Below are 19304 nucleotides of genomic sequence, written 5' to 3' on the forward strand. Positions count from 1 at the left end.
GCGCCCCTCCGCATCCCCGCGGTCGGGTGGCCGGGTCACACGGTCGGCGAGGATTGGGTAAACATTGGATCCTCGATCCGGTGCAGCCGCCCGGCGCCCGTCATCGCGGCGCGCAGCAGCAGGGTCTTGCGGCGGGCGGCCGCCAGCTTGGCGACTGGAGCCTCGCGCAGGACTTCGGCGCCGTAGGCATCGGCGACGATCAAGCCGCAATCCTCAGGGATCAGTTCGGTCGGGAAGCCGTCATCGACCGCGAAATAGAAAGCGTCGCACCATTCCCGATATTCCTGCCATTTCTGGTCGGAGCGGAAATCGGGCACACCGCTCTTCACCTCGACGATCAGGATGTTGCCGGCCTCGTCGATGGCGAGCACATCGGCCCGCCGGCCGCTCGCCAAACGGAATTCGGTCAGGCTGGCATAGCCGCGTGTCGCCAGCGCCCGCCGGACGCCGCGGAAGATCGGCGGCGCACCCACAGCCGGGAAGCTGGCCTCGGTGTCGGAAATCGGAACGGCAATGTCGTCGCTCATGACGCGGTGCCACCATCGAAACGGGAACGTGTAGGGAACATGATGCCCACAATGACCTGTCGTCCCGTCCCCGCCAAGGGGCAAAAGGTGGATGCGGGCAATCGGCGCGCCGAATTTAGCCCGACAGAATCAGCCGGGCAGAATGACCGGAGGCAGGGGCGCCGGCCGGCAGCGGTCGCGCGGCAGGCTGCGGTCGGCGGGGAAGACGAGCACGACCGCGGTGCCGACGCCGGGCTGGCTGGTCAGTTCCATCCGTCCGCCATGCATCTCGACCAGCCGCTTGACGATGGGCAGCCCCAGCCCGGTCCCGCGAGAGTTGCGGGCGATGGTGGAATCCGGCGGTTCGAACGGGTGGAGGATGCGCGGAAGCTCGGCGCTCGGGATGCCCACGCCGGTGTCGGCCACCATCAGCCCGATCCCGCCGTCCGGCATCAGATGGGCCGTCAGCATCACCTCGCCGCCGGGACGGGTGTGGGTGACGGCGTTCGATAGCAGATTGGTCAGCATCTGGGTCAACGCCTGGGCGTCGCCCTGCAGAAGCGGCAGGTCGGCGGGCACCTCGCGGCGCAATTGGACGTCGCCTTCCTTCGCCACCTCCTGCAGGGCGGAGACGACGCGCAGCGACAGCATGTCGAGGTCCACGCCCTCCTCGGCCATCGGCATGCCGCCGCCATCCAGGCGCGACAGTTCCAGGATGTCGTCGATCAGCGCCAGCAGATGGGTTCCCGCATCGCGGATGTCGCCGGCATAGCTGCGGTAGCGGGGATTGCCCAGCGGCCCGAACGCCTCGGACAGCAGCATCTCCGAAAAGCCGAGCACGGCGTTCAGCGGGGTCCGCAACTCGTGGCTCATCTGGGCCAGGAAGGCGCTTTTGGCGCGGCTGGCGCTTTCCGCCTCGGCGCGGGCGGTTCTGGCCTCCGCCTCGCGGATGCGCAGCCGCTCCTCGTTCAGCTTCAGCGTGGTGACGTCGGTGTAGTGGACCAGTACGCCGCCCGGCACCGCATGTTCGCGGCTGAGCAGCCAGCGTCCGTCGGGCAACGGCACCACCATCGGCGGTTCCAGGCGGCGATGGCGCTCCAGCCGCGCCGCCACCCAGGCGCGGCGCTCCTCCTCGGTGGTCAGGCGCGGGTCGGTCAGGGCGAAGCGGTGGGCCAGCTCCGAGAACGCAACGCCGGGAACCAGCCGGTCGGCCACATCGGGCAGATCCCTCTTCAGCCGGCCGTTGGCATGGACCAGCCGGTCCTCATGGTCGAACAGGGCGAAGCTCTCTGCGCTGTGCTCGAGCGCTGCGGTCAGGCTTTCGGCCAGCGCTTCGGCCACCGTCGGCGTTTCGGGGCCAAGGTCGGTCAACACGGCGCACAACCCGACGGGTGCAGGACCGGCCGATACCCGCCAGCGCACCGGCGTCGTGCCGCGCCGCGCCGCGACGGTGCGCTCCACCGGGCCGTGCAGGGCATCGGCCAGAGCCGCGAACAGGCCGGGGCAGGCGGCATCGATGCCGCCGCCGCGCAGCCGCCGGCCTGTCAGCGGGGCGATGCCCATCAGCCGCTCCGCCGCCGGGTTGGCGGACAGCCATTCCAGGTCGGTCAGCGCACCTGTGCAGTCGTGGTGCGCCTTGAGCACTGCAACCGCATCGGGCAGATGCAGCATGGCGAGCAGCAGAGGATCGGCAGGCGGGAGTTCCTCGGCCGCGGTCCCGCCCCGCCCGGCATCGGCACAAGTCTGCGTGTCGCAATCCATCCGGCGATCATTGCGGCCTATTCCTAAGAAACGCTGAAGGCCGAATCAAATATGTTGCCGAATATTTGTCGAATTGTAACAAATCAGATGAGGAGCCCCTTCAATGCATGGGGTTTACCGAAAAAGCAACGAAAGGTTTGATTGAGGTGACCGTTATGATCTTCGCGTTCCATCTGCCCAATGGCGGGCTTTGCAACGGGCTGTGCCTTCCATAGTCTCTAGTCTTATCGGAGCGTGAGGGTTGGGACGCAGGTGTGACGGTGAAGGGCAGCCACGACGATGCCGGCAGTGCGGGGCCGGCCCTTCTGGTGTTCGGGACCGACGGACGGCTCGCCGACTGGACGCCGGCGGCCGCAGCCCTTCCGCTGCTGGCCGGACGCCTGACCGCCGGCATGCCGGCCGACGAGCTGGAGGCCAGCCTGTTCCCGTCCGCCGGACCGCACATGATGCCCGACCGCCAGGTGCTGCGGCTTGCCGGCGGGGGGGCGGTGTGGCGGTTCGACGCGTCGCTTTCGTCCGTCTCTTTGAATGCCGGTTCCCCTGCGGTCCGGCGGATGCCCGATCCGGCCGACAGGCTGTTCGCGGCGGCGAGCCATGACCTGCGCCAGCCTCTGGCCGCGCTCTCGCTGCTGATCGGCACGCTGGATGGCCGCCTGGATGCCGGAGTGGCGGAAAGCAGGGTGGCTGAAAGCCGGCTTGGCGAGGGGCGCGACCTGCTGCACTCGATGGCCCAGGCGGTGGAATCGATGCGCAGCATGGTCGATGGCCATTTCGACCTCGTCCGCCTGGAAAGCGGCCTGATGGAGCCGGACATCCGCACCCACGCGGTGAACGGCGTCCTGATGCGCCTGGCGCTGGAGGTGGCGCCGCGCTTTGCCGACCGCGGTCTGCGCTTCTCCGTGATGCCCTGTTCGGCGATGGTGCGGACCGACTCCGCATTGTTGGAGCGCCTGCTGCACGGGCTGGTCGCCAATGCCTTGCGCGGCACGGTGCGGGGCCGCGTGCTGCTGGGCTGCCGCCTGCGCGGCGACCGCCTGCGCGTCGAGGTGTGGGACAGCGGCCGTGGCCTGTCGTCGCAGCGGCTGGCGGCCCTGCGGACTGAGCTGGCGAAGCCGGTCGGGGAAGGGGGAGGGGCGCTCGGCCTGGACCTGACCCTCGTTCGTGGCCTTGCCCGCAAGCTCGGCCTCGGGCTGGAGGTCTGCGCGGAGGAGGGGCGGGGCACCGTCTTCGCCGTCCTTGTCCCCATATCCGTCGAACATGCCGCCGAAGGGGCGGACGCGTCCGCGCAGGCGGAGAGCGCGGCAGCCGGGGCACCGGCGTCGGACGGCGGCACCACCGACATCAGCTGCACCCGCATCCTGGTGATCGAGGACGACCCCATGGTGCTGGCGGCGCTGGAAGCGCTGCTCGGGCAATGGGGATGCAGCGTGGTCGGCGCGGACTCCTACGACATGGCTGTCGAGCGGCTCGGCCCGGCGCCCGAGCACTTTCACCTCGTCATATCCGATCTGCGGCTGAAGGGAGCCGCCAACGGCATCGTCGCGATCCGGCAGATCGTCAAGCTGTTCGACCGTCCGGTTCCGGGAATGATCCTGACCGGCGACACCGACCCCAAGCGGCTGCGCGAGGCGCGGCTGTCCGGTTATCCGCTGCTGCACAAGCCGGTGGCCCCGCTTGCCCTGCGTGCCGCCGTGGTCCGTCTGCTCGGGCATGATCCACTCTGATAACAAACAATAGAATGCCAGTTGAATGGATTCGGGGTAAGTAAGCAAAAGATGGAGAGTCGAAACCATTGAGGTTTTGTGCAGCGCAATGACATTTCTGAAACAGAGACCGAAGGATACGGCGAAGTGCAACAAACTTTCGTCCGTTTCCCTCAACGCAACAGTTCTTTTATCCACCAATGGTTAGGCCGCTATCCTCCTTTCGTTTGAGCTTCAAGTTTCGCATACCATTTTATGTCTTGCCTTCGCTATGATCGGTTCGGGCACTCGCTGTTCGAACGGGTTGGGTGGAGGGCGTTCGGATGAACCGGCGTTATCGGGAGGGGGGACGGGCCGGGAAACTGGTGGTGATCATTATCGCCGGGATGTTCCTGTCCTTTTCGGCCTTCCTGATGATCAGGAGTGCCACCCGCGGAGCTGAGCTTGCTCTGGCGGACCGCCAGGCCATCCAGCTCCATGACCAGTTGAAGTCTGATTTCGAGGACCAGAGCGTGCTTTTGCGCGCGCTCAGCGGTCCGATGGCCGGCCCGGCTCCAGTCACGGAGGTGAGCTTCGCATCGGCCGTCGAGCCGCTGCTGCCGCTCTACCCCAATTTGCATGCCGTCGCCTGGGCGCGCCGGATCGCCGAACGGGACGTCCCGTTGTTGGAGCGTGCGATGCGCGCGGCGGGCCACAGTTCCTTCGCCGTCCGCACCGCCGGTGGCGGGGGAAGCGCGGAGTCCGACGGCGGCGCCAGCGATTCTTCCGCCGGGCAGCTTGCCGCCGCCCGGTTCGTCACTGTGCTGGCCGAACCGCGGTCTGCCGCCGGGCTGGTCGGATTGGACATGGCCACCCTGCCCGGCCAGCGCGACGTGCTGGCCCGCTCCTGCACCGCCAACCGCATCGTCGCGGCCGGCGGCGAGCCGCTGAGGTCGGAGCAGGGCAGGAAGTCCGTGCTGATCTATCTGCCGGTCTATTCCCGCGAGGTCGATCCCGACGACGGCCGTCCCTATGCCGGTGGACGCCTCGTCTGCGATGCGCTGACCGGCTTCCTGTGGACCAGCTTCGATGTCGGGCAGCTGCTGCGCGATTCGGTCCGCCGGGTCGGGCTGACCGTCGGCGATGCCTATCTGCTGGAGCCGCCGGGCCAGACGACCTCCGGAACACCGCGGCTGCTGGCCGCCGAAGGGGCGATCGGCCGTCCCGGCGAACTGCCGCACCCACCGGTCGATGCCCTCACCGTGGAGCAGCTGACCGGCCCGGCGGCGCCGTACGCCATCGTCCGCGACATCGCCTATGGCGGCCGGGTGTGGCGGCTCTATGTGGTTCCGAGTCCGGCGCGGCTGTTCAGCGTGGAAGACCGGCTGGCCTGGACGATGCTGATCGGCGGCCTTCTGCTGACTGCCGGCAGCACTGCCTATGTCCTGCGCGAGGGGAGGACCCGGCGTTTGCTCCAGACGGAGGCACGCGCCCGCGCCGCCATGGCCCGTGCCCTGCGCGAGAGCGAGGAGCGGTTCCGGATGGCTCTGCGCTATTCCAAGGTGACGCTGTTCAGCCAGGACCGGGATCTGCGGCACCTCTGGATCTACTGTCCGCGGATGGACCTGCATCCGGAGCGCATGATCGGCCGGACAGACGGCGACCTGTTTCCGGCGGAGGAAGCGGCACGGACGGTCGAACTCAAACGGGCGGTGATGGACAGCGGCGTCGGGACGCGGTGCGAACTGGAGCTGACCTGTTTCGGCTTCCGACGGGTGCTCGACCTGTCGGTCGAGCCGATGCGGGACGAGACGGGTGCGGTGGCCGGCGTCATCTGCGCCGCCATCGACGTGACGGAATCGGCCGACATCCGCGAGGCGCTGGCGCGCGCCCATGCCGAGGCGGAGCGGGCCAACCAGGCCAAGAGCCGCTTTCTGGCCGCCGCCAGCCACGACCTGCGCCAACCCTTCCAGGCGATGAGCCTGTTCCACCACATCCTGATGTCAAAGCTGGACGATCCCCATCAGGTGGAGGTGGCGAACAAGCTGGGAGAGGCGCTGACCGCCGGCAACACGCTGCTGTCCACCCTGCTCGACACCTCCGCGCTGGAGGTCGGCAACGTCAAGCCGCGGGTCGTCGAATTTGACGTGCAGGACATCCTGAGCCGTCTGGCGGTGGAGATCGGCGATCAGGCCATCGACCGCGGGCTTCTGCTGCGGATGGTCCCCTGTTCCCTCCGCGTGAAGAGCGATCCGATCCTGCTGGAGCGGATGGTGCGCAACCTGCTGGTCAACGCCCTGCGCTACACCACCGAAGGGCGGATCCTGCTGGGCTGCCGGCGCCGGTCCACCGCCGATGGCGGGATGCGCCTGTCCATCGAGGTGTGGGACACCGGTCCCGGGATCGCCGAGGCGGAAATGGCCGCGATCTTCGAGGATTTCTACCGCTGCGGCACCGACCAGCGCGACAGCGGACGCGGGCTCGGCCTGGGACTGTCGATCGTCCGCCGCATGGCCGAGATGCTGGACCATCCCGTCACCGTGCGGTCGCGGGTGGGGCACGGCACCATGTTCGCCGTCAGCATTCCGGTCGTGGCACAGCAATGCTCCTGCTGTGCCGCCGCCGACTGAGCGGTCCGCCGTCTGCCAGCATTCCGCAGCGCGCAATGGGGGCAGTTCCGCAGGCTGGTCCGCTTTTCCCGTCATGGTCTGCGCAAGTTTCGGTTATGCTGCGTCTGCTCACTGAGCCGAAACGATCCCAGTAACCCAACTGCAACAATGGCTTGGCAACTTTATTGATGTAGGTCATTGGGCGCCTTCGCCATAGGGGCTATTGCTTGCGCACAAGCACAGTCCTTTGGAAAAGCTTGGAAAGCGAAGGTTCCGTTTCTAAGGAACCCAACAAGACGGAGTTCGGCCGGTCGCCATGGCCTGCCCGGCAAGGGCGCCGGCGGCGACGGGAACCGGACTTGGGAGGATACGGCCTGCCGCCGCGACGGATGCCCCGGTTAACGGGCATCCGGTCCGGTCACCGGCATTCGGATCTTCGCCATTCCGGCGGGGTCCGTTGGTCGGGCGCCGCGATCCTTTTCAGGAGCATTCTAGTATGGACACCGCCATCGCCGCCCCCTCCGCCGCCCCGGCGGGTCGCAGCGGCATCGTTCCGACCGGCAAGAACGGCAGCCCCATGATCGAAAACGTCACGTTCGAGGAAATCCGCATCGGCCAGCAGGCGAGCCTGTCGCGCCGTCTGACCATGTCCGACATCGAGCTGTTCGCGACGGTGTCCGGCGACCTCAACCCGTCCCATGTGGACGAGGATTACGCCGTCGACCACAAGGTGGTCGGCCATGGCATGTGGTCGGGCTCGTTGATCTCCGCTGTCCTCGGCACCCTGCTGCCCGGCCCCGGCACCGTCTATGTCGGCCAGGATTTGCGCTTTGAACGTCCGGTCCTGCTGGGCGACATCGTCACCGTGACCGTCACCGCCAAGTCGAAGGACGCGACGCGCAAGACGGTGGTGTTCGACTGCCTGTGCATCAACCAGGACGGCCGGACGGTTGCGACCGGCGTGGCCGAGGTGATCGCCCCGACCGAGAAGGTGTGCCGCGCCCAGGCGGAACTGCCGCAGGTGCAGGTGATCCGCCATGACGGCCACGAGCTGATGCTGAAGAAGTGCGAGTCGCTGCCACCGGTGCCGACCGCCGTCGTCCATCCCTGCGACGAAAGCTCGCTGCGCGGCGCCGTCGAGGCTGCCGAAGCGAACCTGATCGACCCGGTGCTGGTCGGTCCGGAATCGAAGATCCGGTCGGTCGCCGACGCCTGTGGCCTCGACATCTCGCGCTACCGCATCGTCGACGTCGCCCACAGCCATGCCTCCGCCGAGACCGGCGTGCGGCTTGCCCGCACCGGCGAGTGCGAGGCGGTGATGAAGGGCAGCCTGCACACCGACGAGCTGATGGGCGAGGTGGTGAGGAAGGAGACCGGCCTGCGCACCGGCCGCCGCCTCAGCCACGTCTTCGTGATGAACGTCCCGACCTACCCGCGGCCGCTGCTGATCACCGATGCGGCGATCAACATCTACCCGACGCTGGAGGACAAGGTCAGCATCGTGCAGAACGCCATCGACCTCGCCAAGGTGCTGGGGGTCGAGGTGCCGCGCGTCGCCATCCTGTCGGCGGTGGAGACCATCAACACCAAGATCCCCTCGACGCTGGAGGCGGCGGCACTCTGCAAGATGGCCGACCGCGGCCAGATCACCGGCGGCATCCTCGACGGCCCGCTGGCCTTCGACAACGCCATCAGCCGCGAGGCGGCCATCACCAAGGGCATCAAGTCCGAGGTGGCCGGTCAGGCCGACATCCTGCTGGTTCCCGACCTGGAGGCCGGCAACATGCTGGCCAAGCAGCTGTCCTTCCTGGCCCATGCCGACGCCGCCGGCATCGTGCTCGGTGCCCGCGTGCCGATCATCCTGACCAGCCGCGCCGACAATGTGCGCACCCGTCTGGCCTCCTGCGCCGTGGCCGTCCTGTCTGCCGCCGCGCGCCGCCGCGGTGCCGCCGCCGCGGCCGAGTAAGGAGGGCAGGGGCAATGTCCAACGCGATCCTCGTCATCAATGCCGGCTCCTCCAGCCTGAAATTCTCGGTCTTCCGGGATCATGGCGGCGGGGATCCGGTGGTCACCATCAACGGCCAGATCTCGGGCATCGGCACCCAGCCGGTGTTCGAGGCCAAGGACGCCCAGCGCCGCCCTCTCGCGGAAAAGAGCTGGGGTGCCGGCGAGGCCAGCGACCGCACCGCTCTGCTGTCCTACCTGCTCGACTGGATCGAGGAGCGGCTGGAGGGGGCGACGCTGATCGCCGCCGGCCACCGGGTGGTGCATGGCGGCGTCCGCCATGCCGCCCCGGTGCTGCTGACCCCCGCCGTGCTGGACGAGTTGGACGGTCTGGTCCCGCTCGCCCCGCTGCACCAGCCGCACAACCTCGCCGCCATCCGCGCGTTGGCCGAGGCACACCCGGAGCTGCCGCAGGTCGCCTGCTTCGACACCGCCTTCCACCGCAACCAGCCCTGGCAGGCCCAGACCTTCGCCATTCCGCGGGAACTGACCGAGGAGGGCGTGCGGCGCTACGGCTTCCACGGCCTGTCCTACGAGTATATCGCCCGCCGCCTGCCGGAGATCGCGCCGGAGTTGGGTGATTCGCGGGTCGTCGTCGCCCATCTCGGCAGCGGCGCCAGCATGTGCGCCATCCATGGCGGGCGCAGCGTCGACAGCACCATGGGCTTCACCGCGCTGGACGGCCTGCCGATGGGCACCCGCTGCGGCACCATCGACCCCGGCGTGCTGATCTACCTGATGCGCAAGGGCATGGACGCCGGCGCCATCGAGAAGATGCTGTACAACAAGTCCGGCCTGCTCGGCGTGTCCGGCATCTCCAACGACATGCGTGCCCTGCTGGACAGCAGCGACCCGCATGCGCAGGAGGCGGTCGAGCTGTTCTGCTTCCGCATCGCCAAGGAGACCGGCGCGCTGTCCGCCTCGATGGGTGGTGTGGACGCGCTGGTGTTCACCGCCGGCATCGGCGAGCGCTCCGCTCCGGTGCGGGCGCGGGTCGGAGACAAGCTGGCCTGGATGGGGGTGGACATCGATGCCGCGGCCAACGAGGCGAACGCGACGAAGATCTCGGCCCCCGGCAGCCGCCTGCCGGTCTATGTCATCCCGACCGACGAGGAACGGATGATCGCTCTGCACACCCGCAAGGTGCTGACGGGGCGGTGAGCGATTTGTGGGGAGCGTCGGCTGACGCTCCCCACATCCCCCTGGAGCCAGTCCCCATTCGGTGCTAGCACCCCCTCCGGCATCACGCATCGTCCGGGGGAAATTTTGGTCCGCCCCTATCTGCCGCTGAACGCCCTGCGTGCCTTCGAGGCGTCGGCGCGGCATCTCAGCTTCACCCGCGCGGCCATCGAGCTGTGCGTGACCCAGGCCGCCGTCAGCCATCAGGTCAAGCTGCTGGAGGAGCGGCTGGGCGCCAGCCTGTTCCATCGCCTGCCGCGCGGCCTCGCCCTGACCGACGAGGGGAGGGCGCTGCTGCCGACGCTGGAGGAGGCGTTCGACCGCATCGGCGGTCTGCTCGACCAGTTCGAGGGCGGGCGGTTCCGCGAGGTTCTGACGGTCGGTGCCGTCGGCACTTTCGCCGTCGGCTGGCTGCTGCCGCGGCTGACGCGCTTCCGCGAGGCGCATCCCTTCGTCGATCTGCGCCTGTCCACCAACAACAACCGCGTCGACATCGCGGCGGAGGGGCTGGACTTCGCCATCCGCTTCGGTGACGGCGCGTGGCACGGCACCGAGGCTGTCCATCTGTTCGATGCGCCGCTGTCGGTGCTGTGCGCGCCGGAGATTTCCCGGCGGCTGCGCGAACCCGCCGATGTCGGGCACGAGACCCTGCTGCGCTCCTACCGGTCTGACGAATGGCCGGGCTGGTTCGCCGCCGCCGGGGTGGAACCGGCGGCGATGCCGCCGGTCAAGGGGCCGGTCTTCGACTCCTCCTCCCTGATGGTGGAGGCGGCGATCCAGGGGGCCGGGGTGGCACTGGCTCCGGTGGCGATGTTCCGCCGACCGCTCGCCGTGGGGCTGATCGAACAGCCCTTCGCCGTCACCGTCTGCAAGGGCGCCTATTGGCTGACCTCGTTGAAGTCGCGGCCGGAGACGCCGACCATGCGCGCTTTCCGCGACTGGCTGTTCGCCATGGTCGCGGAAGAGGCGGCGACCTGAATGGGCGGGCTGGAGACAGGAGATGGAACTCCTGTCGTCGTTGGTTCCAGAACTTCCCTTTATTGGCTGCCGGTGCCGTCACCGGTCGAGCCGGGTAAGTAACGGCCGACCGCCTTGATGATTGCAAGCGCGGAAGTCGCCGCATCGTCCATGCCGACGGAACGGATCGCCGCCGCAACCTTTGCATTCGGCCCTGAGCCGCCATCGGTAACCGCAAACATGCTGGTATCATCTCCACCGTCGGATGGCAGCAGCTTGGCCAGTGGTCCGGTACGCATGGTCAGGGCCAGCGCGCCGGCGCCCTGCCGATCATCCAACCGCACCAGCCTCATCGCCTCCGATGCGATCCCGGTGCTGCGATTGAACGCGATATCAAGCTTCTGGCCAAACCGCGAATCCTGCCGATCGGTGATGCTCAACCCGATGTAGCCTGTGCCGGCCTTGCGGTCTTCTGCAGTCGCTCCAACCTCGCTCTCACCCGCTTCAGCCAGTATGGATGGCGGTTTGGGCTTGGCGATCCCCTTGCTGGCGGCAATGGCGTCCATCATGGCCGTTCCAGCACCGCCAGTGGCGATCGAGACACTGTCGGACAAGCCGAACGCAGCGCGAAATGCGTCGGCAGCCTTTCCCATATAGTCGCTTGTCGCATTGGCCCAGTCGGTCATTGCCGGAATCGCGGCGCCGACCCGCCGGATCTCCTGATCTCGTTCGGCCGACAGGGCCGTCGGCATCTCACGCCCCATTTTCAGGCGCGCAGCATCGGACAACTCCACAATATCCGTAAGAGGCGGGCGTGGTGCCTGGGAGGCAATGGCGGTCGAGGGGCGTGCGGATGCACCGGTGGGTTTGACCATGCCAGTGGTTGCGTCGAGCAGAATTTGAGACCCAGTGATCGTCGTCATCTCACAGCCTCTCGGTGCATTCTTTCCCGATAGTACGCACGAAAAACTGGCGCATCAAGAGGATTGCCAATGCTTAAGGTGTAAAGTATTCAATAACTTACCTTTCCAATTTTATTTTCTATTTGACAATATCGTTAATAAATTGAAGATTTTTGCATCTCACAGCTTTAAAAGCTGGGTGTCGGCCATGCCCTTCTCGATGGCTTTGAACGAAAAAGACAATTCCTTTCAGGTGCCTACGTCCGGCTCGCAAGTCGGCGACTGGTTTGTTGATGCAAAAGCTGGAAACGACACCGTCGTCGGATGGACCGGGGCAGATACCCTGCTTGGAGGCGACGGCAATGATCGTCTGAACGGTCATTTGGGAAATGACAGATTATACGGTCAATATGGTGATGACTGGCTTTGGGGCGATCTGGGTAACGATAGTTTGGATGGCGGCCCTGGACGCGACGCTCTTTATGGTGGAGATGGAGACGATACGCTGATTGGCGGAGGTACTGACCCCGGCTTCGGTTTCGCCGATGCTTTACAGGGAGGGGCAGGGAATGATCTCTATTACCATGATTTTTCTGCTCCAGGGATTACACTTATAAATGATGCAACGAGTTCTGATATAAATAATCAGGATATAATGTATTTTGCAAATGTGACGACAAATCTGCAATTAACATTTGGGGATGACAGGTCCACGCTTTACATTTACAAGCCGGGGGAGTTGGACGACGGGAGCTTCGATAACGGAGTCATCATCCAATCCCAGACAACAAATACTGGATACAATGGGGTGGGAACTGTTGAGTATGCGTTCGTGAATGGGACGCAGTATACTGGGTGGATGGCCAGTGTTTATAACACTTGGGATTCTCTATTCGCCTGACAGCTGTTTTAACCGTCAGGGTGGAGAGTCTTTGAGATAATTGAGAGCCTGCGCGGAGGCGCTGCTCCATGCGATGCCTCCGCCAACACGCGATTCTTCCGCGACTGGCTGTTCGCCATGGTCGCGGAAGAAGCGGCAGGCTGAGCGGTCAGGACAGGGTGACGCGGCGCGGGGCCTGTTGCCGTTCCCGTTGCTGCCAGAAACGCAGCCGCAGACGAGGCGCCATGAACCAGGCGATGGGAGCGGCAAGGATGACGCTGAGGATCACCACGGTCGGCATCAGCGTCATCGCCTGTTCGGAAAAGCTGGGTATGCCCAGGACCAGGACGGTGCCGATGCCGAAGACCACACCCTGGATCATGCCGTAGATCAGGATGGCGAGGCGTAAGCGGGTGGACATGGGGCTGCTCCGGTTGCGAGGGTTGGTGCAAAGACCATTTCCCTCCTCAACCAAAACGCTGCCACAATGTTCCGAACGCCATCGGGGGAAGGTTATCCCGCCCGATTGCGTTCGCACACATACAATTATTCAGCGTAAGCCGGGCCGTGCCTCACCGATGCGCCCGCCACCACGCCATCAGTCCTGTGGTGGAGCTGTCATGCGCTCCATCGGCCGGACCGGTCTCCATCTCCGGCAGGATGGAGTTGGCCAACTGCTTGCCCAACTCCACGCCCCACTGGTCGAAGCTGTTGATGTCCCAGACGATGCCCTGGACGAACACCTTGTGCTCGTACAGCGCGATCAGGGCGCCCAGCGTCGCCGGGGTCAGGCTTTCCATCAGGATGGTGTTGGACGGGCGGTTGCCGGGGAAGACGCGGTGGGGGACCAGGGCCTCGACCTCATCCGCCGGCTTGCCGGCCTTGGCCATCTCCGCCCGCACCTCGTCGGCGGTCTTGCCGCGCATCAACGCCTCGGCCTGGGCGAAGACGTTGGACAGCAGGATGCGGTGATGGGCGCCGGCCTCGGCCCCGATGGGATTGTGGCTGGTCGCCGCCGCCACGAAGTCGCAGGGGATCAGCGAGGTGCCCTGGTGGATCAGCTGGTAGAAGGCGTGCTGGCCGTTGGTGCCGGGCTCGCCGAACAGCACCGGGCCGGTCTGGTAGTCCACCGGCTCGCCGCCGCGGGTCACCGACTTGCCGTTGCTCTCCATGTCCAGCTGCTGGAGATAGGCGGGGAACCGGTGCAGATACTGGTCGTAGGGCAGCACCGCGTAGGACGAGGCGTCCCAGAAATTGCGGTACCAGACGCCCAGCAGGGCCATCAGCACCGGCATGTTGCGTTCGAGCGGCGCGGTCTGGAAATGCTCGTCCATCGCATGGGCGCCGGCCAGCATCTCGGCGAAGCGCTCCGGGCCGATGGCGATCATGATCGGCAGGCCGATGGCCGACCACAGCGAATAGCGGCCGCCGACCCAGTCCCAGAAGCCGAACATGTTGGCCGGGTCGATGCCGAACTTGCGCACCTCCGCCTCGTTGGTGGAGACGGCGACGAAATGCTTGGCGACATGCGCCTCGTCCTGCGCGGTCTCCAGGAACCAGCGGCGGGCGGAATGCGCGTTGGTCAGCGTCTCCTGCGTCGTGAAGGTCTTGGAGGCGATGACGAACAGGGTCGTCTCAGGATCCAGCCACTTCAACTGCTCGGCCAGATGGGTGCCGTCGACGTTGGAGACGTAATGCAGCGCCACATGGGCGTGGGCGAAGGGCTTCAGCGCCTCCGTCGCCATGACGGGGCCGAGGTCGGAGCCGCCGATGCCGATGTTCACCACGTCGGTGATCGGCTGGCCGGTGTAGCCGCGCCACTCGCCGTCGCGCACCGAGTTGGCGAAGGCGTCCATCCGCTCCAGCACCGCACGCACACCCGGCATCACGTCGCGGCCATCGACGGTTACGGCGCGGTCGGAGCGGTTGCGCAGGGCGGTGTGCAGGACCGCGCGCTTTTCCGTCAGGTTGATCGGCTCACCGCCGAACATGCGGGCACGCGCGCCCTCGACATCCTGCTGGCGGGCGAGGTCGAGCAGCAGGCGGACCGTGTCCTGGGTGATGCGGTTCTTCGAATAGTCGAGGAACAGCCCCGCGGCTTCCATGGAGAAGGCTTTGAACCGGCCGGGATCGGCGGCGAACAGGTCACGCATGTGCGTGCCGGCCATGTCCTGGCGGTGGTGGGCGAGAGCCGCCCAGGCGGGGGAACGGGTCAGCGCGGTCATGATGCTTTGGACTCCTTGACGTCAGCGGTCCTTTGACGCGGCCCATCTTGCGGGGCGTGCGGAGCCTAACACCGACCGCCAGCCACGGCCACGGGCCAAAACGCGGCGGTCGGCGCTGCTTATCGGCCTATGCGGGGCGGCCAGGGGTGCAACCCGGCGGGGCGGTCGGGTGTTGTCGATCAGGGACGTTTCAACAGGAGGACAGCATGTCGGACAAGCCCGTTGCCCCGCCTTTGGAAGAGCGTGAGGAACAGCGCGACCGCGACGATGCCGCGCGGCCCGATCAGGTCGGGATCATTCCCGGCAAGGTGCCGGGCAGCCCGGTCGATCCGAGCGATCCGCGTTTTCCGGGGAGCCAGCCGGATTTGGCGTGAGGGGAGGGGAAGCTGGGGGCGTCGTCAGCCGACGCCCCCAGGTCACTCGGAGGTCGCTCAGCTTCCGCCTTCGATGGTCCGCGTCGGCGTCACGCCCTCCGGCTTGCCGACCAGCACGGTCAGCAGCTTGGCCGGGTCGAGCAGGCGTTGGGCGACGCGCTTGATGTCGGCCTGCGACACCGCGTTTATGTAGCGGTCGCGCTGGTTCAGGTAGTCGATGCCGAGATTGTCGCGCTTCACCTGCAACAGGATGCGGGCGATGGCCTGGGTCGAGCCGAGCTGCAGCGGGAAGGAGCCGGTCAGGTAGGTCTTGGCGTCGGCCATCTCCTGGTCGCTCAACCCATCCTTGGCCATGCGCGCCCACTCCTGGCGCATGATGTCCAGCGCCTGACCCGCCTTGGCGTTGACGGTGGAACCGCCGGCCATCACCAGCGCGGTGTGGTCCATCGGGATCAGGTAGCTGTAGACGCCATAGCTGAGCCCGCGCTTCTCGCGCACCTCTTCCATCAGGCGCGAACCGAAGCCGCCGCCGCCCAGCACATAGTTCATCACCGTGGCGGCGTACCAGTCGGGATCGTCGCGCTTCACCCCGGGCTGACCCATCAGCATCACTGTCTGCGCCGTCGGGCGCGGCAGCAGGATGGTTTGGCCCAGCCCGGACATCGTCACTTCGGGGATCGGCTTCGCCTCGGTCTTGGCCGGCAGCCCGCCGAACACCGTGTCCAGCGCCTTGCCGAGGTCCTCCGGCGAGATGTCGCCGGTCGCCGCCACCACCAGCCGGTCGCGGCCGAACTGGCTCTTCACGAAGGCGCGCAGGTCGTCGGGCGTGATGGCCGGCAGGCTGTCCAGGCTGCCGCGAGTCTCGCCGCCATAGGGGTGGTCGGGGAAGGCGGTGGCGTAGAACTGCCGCCGCGCGACGTAATTGGGATCGGCGAGGTCGCGCTTCAGGCTGGCCATCACGGAGGCGCGCATGCGGTCGAGCGCCTCGGGCGCGAAATGCGGCTCGGTCAGGGCAAGCCGGGTCAGTTCCAGCGCCTCGTCGCGGTTGTCGGCCAGGGTGCGCATGGACCCGCTGAAGCCATCGCGCCCGGACTCGAAGCCGAGTGCGATGGCCTTGTCCTGTAGACGCGCCTGGAAGGTCTGCGAATTGTAGGGACCGGCGCCTTCGTCCAGCATGGCGGAGGCGAGATACGCCAGCCCGTCCTTGCCCTTGGGGTCGGAGCCGCCGGCCCCGTCGAAGACCCATTCCAGCGCCACGACCGGCACCTTATGGTCCTCGACCAGCCAAGCCTCGATCCCGCCGGGGCTGACCACCCGCTTGATGTCCATGGCCTGGGCGGGGGAGAGAAGGGCGGTGGCCGTCAGGAAGAACGCCACGACCGCCAGGCGGACGGAGGGAAGTCCGCGGGCGGATGAAACATCGTGAAACACGCTCATCCTCAACTGTCCTTTCCGGTCGGGGGCAGCAGCAGGCCGGTGACGTGGTTGGTCTGGCTCAGCACGGCGCGGGCGGCGGCGTTGACCTGATCGGCGGTGACGGCGTCGATGCGCACCGGCCAGCTTTCCACGTCGTCGATGCTCTGGCCGGTGGCGAGCGCCGCACCCAGCGTCTGGGCCGGCCCGGTCAGGCTGTCGCGGGCATAGGCCGCCGAGGCCAGCATGCGCTTGCGCGCGGTGGCGACCTCCTCCTCCGTCACGCCGGTTTTCAGCAGCTTGTCGACCTCGGACCACAGAGCCGATTCGAGCTTGTCCATCGGCACGCCGGCGGCCGGGCTGGCGCCGACGCTCAGCGTCGCCATGTCCCAGGCGGTCGGTCCATAGCCGAGCCAGGCCGAGGTCGCCACCTTCTGATCCACCACCAGGCTGCGGTAGAGGCGCGAGGTGGTGCCGCCGCTCATGATCTCGGCCAGCACCTGCAAGGCATAGGCCTGGCCGGTCTGGTCGAGGCGGTAGGACGGTGCGGTCCAGATGCGGCGGACCGAGGGCTGCCGCACCTCGTCGTCACGCAGGACCACCTGGCGGGAGGAGGTCAGCGGCGGCTCGGTGACCCGCTTGCGCTCCGGCACCGGCCGGGCGGCGATGGCGCCGTAATAGCGCTCGGCCAGCGGCTTCAGCTCCGCCGCGGTGACGTCGCCGGACACCACCAGGATGGCGTTGTTGGGCGTGTACCACGTCTTGTAGAAGCGCTCGGCCATCTCCCGCGTCAGCGCCGACATCTCCTGCGGCCAGCCGATCACCGGGGTGCCGTAGGGGTGGTGGACGAAGAGGGTGGCGTTGATCTGCTCACCGATGCGGTCGGCCGGCTCGTTCTCGATGCGCTGGCGCCGCTCTTCGATGATGACGTTGCGTTCGGGATAGACCACCGCGTCGGTCAGCTTCAGGTTGGCCATGCGGTCCGACTCCATCCGCATCACCATCTCCAGCCGGTCGCGGGCGACGTTCTGGTAATAGGCGGTGTAGTCGTAGCTGGTGAAGGCGTTGTCGCGCCCGCCATTCTTGGCGACGATCCGGCTGAACTCGCCGGGCTGGATCGCATCGGTCCCCTTGAACATCAAATGTTCGAGGAAATGGGCGATGCCGGACTGGCCGCGCTCCTCGTCGGCGGCGCCCACCTTGTACCAGACCATATGGGTCACGACCGGCACGCGGTGGTTCGGGATCACCACCACCTGCATGCCGTTGGACAGGGTGAAGCTCTCGGGGAAGAACACCCCTTTTTCCGCCGCATGGGCGGGCTGGAGCCCGAGCGGACTCGGCGCCAGGGGGGCCGCGACGGTCATCGTCAGGGCGAGGAGACCTGCCGCGGCGAGGCGGCGGGCTGGAATGCAGGCGGGCATGAGGGCTCCCGGATCAGGAGGACCGAATCGAAAGGGCGCCCTTCGCTGGGAAGGACGCCCCCGGAAACTGGTGTGATGTCGCGTCTTGGACAAGACCGGAGGAACGGGCCGGGCTTAGAACAGGCCTTCCAGCGGCGCCTTGCGCTTGCGCTCGATCGTCGGGGTGGCGGCGCCGTCCAGCGCCTTGCCCTGGGCCTGGGCCTCACGCAGGCGCTGCTGCTCCTTGCCCGGGTCGACGACGGAGAAGGGCTGCTGCTGGGTCTGCCAGAACAGGAGCGAATCGATCCAGCTCTTGTCGGCGACGATCAGCTGGGTGGTTTCCTGATCGACCTTGGCGCGGATGTTCGGGTCGATGCCGTCGCGGGCCGAAGCCTGGGCGACCAGCGACTTCTCGCCCGCCGTCGCGCCGGCCGCAGCCTTGGCGCCGCGCGAGGAGCCGCCGAACACGGCGCCGGCGGCCATCTGGGTCGGGGTGCTGTCCTGCGGACGGGCGGCACCCGGACGCGGCTTCGGCAGGTCCTGCATGCTGGGCGGCAGGGTCAGCGGAGCGCGGGAAACGACGGAGAATTCGTCGGGGCTCTGGCGGTCGAGACCGATGGACCGGCGCACATCCGAGCAGCCGGCGAGCGTCAACGCCGCAAGCGCCAGCCCGATGAGCGGGAGCCGAGTCCGGGGGAAGGAGAGGGCGGAGGAGATGCTGGTCACGTTCGGAGGATCCCGTCGTCTGTCACGTCGTAGCGACCCGGCCCGAAGGTCGAGGCCGCTTGGGTCAGCGCTCGCCGGTGGTTATAGCGCCACCGGCGACGGAACTCTTACGACTTTTCGCGGCCCGCGAACAGTCCGTCGATCAGCAGCAGCACGACGCCGACGCTGATTCCGCTGTCGGCGACGTTGAAGGCCCAGAAATGCCAGCCGCCGACATGGAAATCGAGGAAATCGACCACCGCCCCGTGCAGCATCCGGTCGGCCACGTTGCCGACCGCCCCGCCGATGATGAAGCCCAGCGCCAGGGCGATCAGGCGTCGTTCCGCCTGCCGCAGCCAGAAGACCAGGCAGACGGCGATCACCGCCGCGATGGCGCTCAGGATGTAGGGCATCAGCGCCCCGCCGCTGGCGAAGGTGCCGAAGCTGACGCCGTAGTTCCACACCAGCACGAGGTTGAAGAAGGGGGTCACCTCGATGACATGCGGCACCGGCTGCATGACCTGCTCGAGGATCCACCACTTGCTGCCCTGGTCGAGGACCACCACCAGGACGGCGACGATCAGCCCGAACAGCCAGTAGGACCGGGATTGGTTGGCGACGAAGGCGTTCATGCGGCCATACATCCTTCCTCTCCCCTCCGGGGAGAGAGTTGGGGGAGGGGGAGGCGCGGCGAGGAGCGTCCG

At 66.9% G+C, this 19304-nt stretch carries 16 protein-coding genes; 7 read left to right on the forward strand and 9 right to left on the reverse strand.

Translation table 11 applies throughout. The features are described from left to right. Positions 1 to 35: 35 nt before the first annotated feature. Together ACWPN8_RS05310 and ACWPN8_RS05315 are read right to left on the reverse strand one after the other, a co-directional pair. Entirely contained in the window at positions 36 to 527 is a 492-nt protein-coding gene (locus ACWPN8_RS05310; RefSeq protein ID WP_492240102.1) for an MmcB family DNA repair protein, read from the reverse strand. A 129-nt stretch (positions 528 to 656) separates the two neighbouring features. Beyond that, positions 657 to 2267 (reverse strand): PAS domain-containing sensor histidine kinase, encoded by a 1611-nt coding sequence (locus ACWPN8_RS05315; RefSeq protein ID WP_247872901.1) that lies wholly within the window; start codon positions 2265 to 2267, stop codon positions 657 to 659. 254 nt (positions 2268 to 2521) lie between these two features. Here ACWPN8_RS05315 and ACWPN8_RS05320 point away from each other — a divergent pair, with 254 nt between their 5' ends. The 5 genes from ACWPN8_RS05320 (at position 2522) to ACWPN8_RS05340 (ending at position 10719) form a co-directional block, all read left to right on the forward strand. After that, entirely contained in the window at positions 2522 to 3991 is a 1470-nt protein-coding gene (locus ACWPN8_RS05320) for a hybrid sensor histidine kinase/response regulator (RefSeq protein ID WP_492240103.1), read from the forward strand. A gap of 302 nt (positions 3992 to 4293) precedes the next feature. Further along, on the forward strand, positions 4294 to 6579 hold the full coding sequence (locus ACWPN8_RS05325) for a sensor histidine kinase (protein WP_492240104.1): 2286 nt from the start codon (positions 4294 to 4296) through the stop codon (positions 6577 to 6579). Positions 6580 to 7135: 556 nt separating this feature from the next. Further along, a complete protein-coding gene (locus tag ACWPN8_RS05330; protein ID WP_109452576.1) occupies positions 7136 to 8524 on the forward strand; it encodes a bifunctional enoyl-CoA hydratase/phosphate acetyltransferase in 1389 nt (462 codons plus the stop codon). 14 nt (positions 8525 to 8538) lie between these two features. After that, on the forward strand, positions 8539 to 9723 hold the full coding sequence (locus tag ACWPN8_RS05335; RefSeq protein WP_492240105.1) for an acetate/propionate family kinase: 1185 nt from the start codon (positions 8539 to 8541) through the stop codon (positions 9721 to 9723). A gap of 105 nt (positions 9724 to 9828) precedes the next feature. After that, complete coding sequence (locus ACWPN8_RS05340) at positions 9829 to 10719, forward strand: LysR substrate-binding domain-containing protein (RefSeq protein WP_492240106.1); 891 nt, start codon at positions 9829 to 9831, stop codon at positions 10717 to 10719. Between the two features lie 59 nt (positions 10720 to 10778). Here the strand turns inward: ACWPN8_RS05340 and ACWPN8_RS05345 are convergent, their stop codons facing one another. Beyond that, positions 10779 to 11621, reverse strand: coding sequence for a hypothetical protein (locus ACWPN8_RS05345; protein WP_492240107.1), 843 nt, complete (start codon positions 11619 to 11621; stop codon positions 10779 to 10781). Between ACWPN8_RS05345 and ACWPN8_RS05350 the strand changes: the two genes are divergently transcribed. Further along, positions 11608 to 12501 (forward strand): calcium-binding protein, encoded by an 894-nt coding sequence (locus ACWPN8_RS05350; RefSeq protein WP_492240108.1) that lies wholly within the window; start codon positions 11608 to 11610, stop codon positions 12499 to 12501. The genes ACWPN8_RS05345 and ACWPN8_RS05350 overlap by 14 nt on opposite strands. A gap of 148 nt (positions 12502 to 12649) precedes the next feature. On the opposite strand, the gene ACWPN8_RS05355 is transcribed toward ACWPN8_RS05350, so the two are convergent. Next, the gene (locus ACWPN8_RS05355; RefSeq protein WP_109445327.1) at positions 12650 to 12901 is read right to left on the reverse strand and encodes a hypothetical protein; all 252 of its coding nucleotides are present in this window, start codon (positions 12899 to 12901) and stop codon (positions 12650 to 12652) included. Positions 12902 to 13052: 151 nt separating this feature from the next. Next, the gene (pgi, locus tag ACWPN8_RS05360; protein ID WP_492240109.1) at positions 13053 to 14705 is read right to left on the reverse strand and encodes a glucose-6-phosphate isomerase; all 1653 of its coding nucleotides are present in this window, start codon (positions 14703 to 14705) and stop codon (positions 13053 to 13055) included. A 206-nt stretch (positions 14706 to 14911) separates the two neighbouring features. On the opposite strand from pgi, the gene ACWPN8_RS05365 reads away from it, so the two are divergent. Beyond that, positions 14912 to 15079, forward strand: coding sequence for a hypothetical protein (locus ACWPN8_RS05365; protein ID WP_199237545.1), 168 nt, complete (start codon positions 14912 to 14914; stop codon positions 15077 to 15079). A gap of 57 nt (positions 15080 to 15136) precedes the next feature. On the opposite strand, the gene ACWPN8_RS05370 is transcribed toward ACWPN8_RS05365, so the two are convergent. The 4 genes from ACWPN8_RS05370 to lspA all read right to left on the reverse strand — a co-directional run bounded on the left by ACWPN8_RS05370 (position 15137) and on the right by lspA (position 19232). Beyond that, a complete protein-coding gene (locus tag ACWPN8_RS05370; protein ID WP_492240110.1) occupies positions 15137 to 16516 on the reverse strand; it encodes a M16 family metallopeptidase in 1380 nt (459 codons plus the stop codon). Between the two features lie 2 nt (positions 16517 to 16518). Then, a complete protein-coding gene (locus ACWPN8_RS05375; RefSeq protein WP_492240111.1) occupies positions 16519 to 17916 on the reverse strand; it encodes a M16 family metallopeptidase in 1398 nt (465 codons plus the stop codon). 114 nt (positions 17917 to 18030) lie between these two features. Further along, the gene (locus tag ACWPN8_RS05380; RefSeq protein ID WP_109445330.1) at positions 18031 to 18621 is read right to left on the reverse strand and encodes a DUF3035 domain-containing protein; all 591 of its coding nucleotides are present in this window, start codon (positions 18619 to 18621) and stop codon (positions 18031 to 18033) included. Between the two features lie 107 nt (positions 18622 to 18728). Beyond that, entirely contained in the window at positions 18729 to 19232 is a 504-nt protein-coding gene (gene lspA / locus ACWPN8_RS05385) for a signal peptidase II (RefSeq protein WP_109452580.1), read from the reverse strand. Positions 19233 to 19304: the final 72 nt, after the last annotated feature.

Source organism: Azospirillum sp. UENF 112521, assembly GCF_058780665.1.

What these genes read in the sequence shown, in the direction of transcription:
- ACWPN8_RS05375 (WP_492240111.1), bottom strand. Translation starts at nt 17,916, where the DNA reads ATGCCCGCCTGCATTCCAGCCCGCCGCCTCGCCGCGGCAGGTCTCCTC.
- ACWPN8_RS05345 (WP_492240107.1), bottom strand. Translation starts at nt 11,621, where the DNA reads ATGACGACGATCACTGGGTCTCAAATTCTGCTCGACGCAACCACTGGC.
- ACWPN8_RS05315 (WP_247872901.1), bottom strand. Translation starts at nt 2,267, where the DNA reads ATGGATTGCGACACGCAGACTTGTGCCGATGCCGGGCGGGGCGGGACC.
- pgi (WP_492240109.1), bottom strand. Translation starts at nt 14,705, where the DNA reads ATGACCGCGCTGACCCGTTCCCCCGCCTGGGCGGCTCTCGCCCACCAC.
- ACWPN8_RS05370 (WP_492240110.1), bottom strand. Translation starts at nt 16,516, where the DNA reads ATGAGCGTGTTTCACGATGTTTCATCCGCCCGCGGACTTCCCTCCGTC.
- ACWPN8_RS05365 (WP_199237545.1), top strand. Translation starts at nt 14,912, where the DNA reads ATGTCGGACAAGCCCGTTGCCCCGCCTTTGGAAGAGCGTGAGGAACAG.
- lspA (WP_109452580.1), bottom strand. Translation starts at nt 19,232, where the DNA reads ATGAACGCCTTCGTCGCCAACCAATCCCGGTCCTACTGGCTGTTCGGG.
- ACWPN8_RS05335 (WP_492240105.1), top strand. Translation starts at nt 8,539, where the DNA reads ATGTCCAACGCGATCCTCGTCATCAATGCCGGCTCCTCCAGCCTGAAA.
- ACWPN8_RS05310 (WP_492240102.1), bottom strand. Translation starts at nt 527, where the DNA reads ATGAGCGACGACATTGCCGTTCCGATTTCCGACACCGAGGCCAGCTTC.
- ACWPN8_RS05325 (WP_492240104.1), top strand. Translation starts at nt 4,294, where the DNA reads ATGAACCGGCGTTATCGGGAGGGGGGACGGGCCGGGAAACTGGTGGTG.
- ACWPN8_RS05330 (WP_109452576.1), top strand. Translation starts at nt 7,136, where the DNA reads ATGATCGAAAACGTCACGTTCGAGGAAATCCGCATCGGCCAGCAGGCG.
- ACWPN8_RS05355 (WP_109445327.1), bottom strand. Translation starts at nt 12,901, where the DNA reads ATGTCCACCCGCTTACGCCTCGCCATCCTGATCTACGGCATGATCCAG.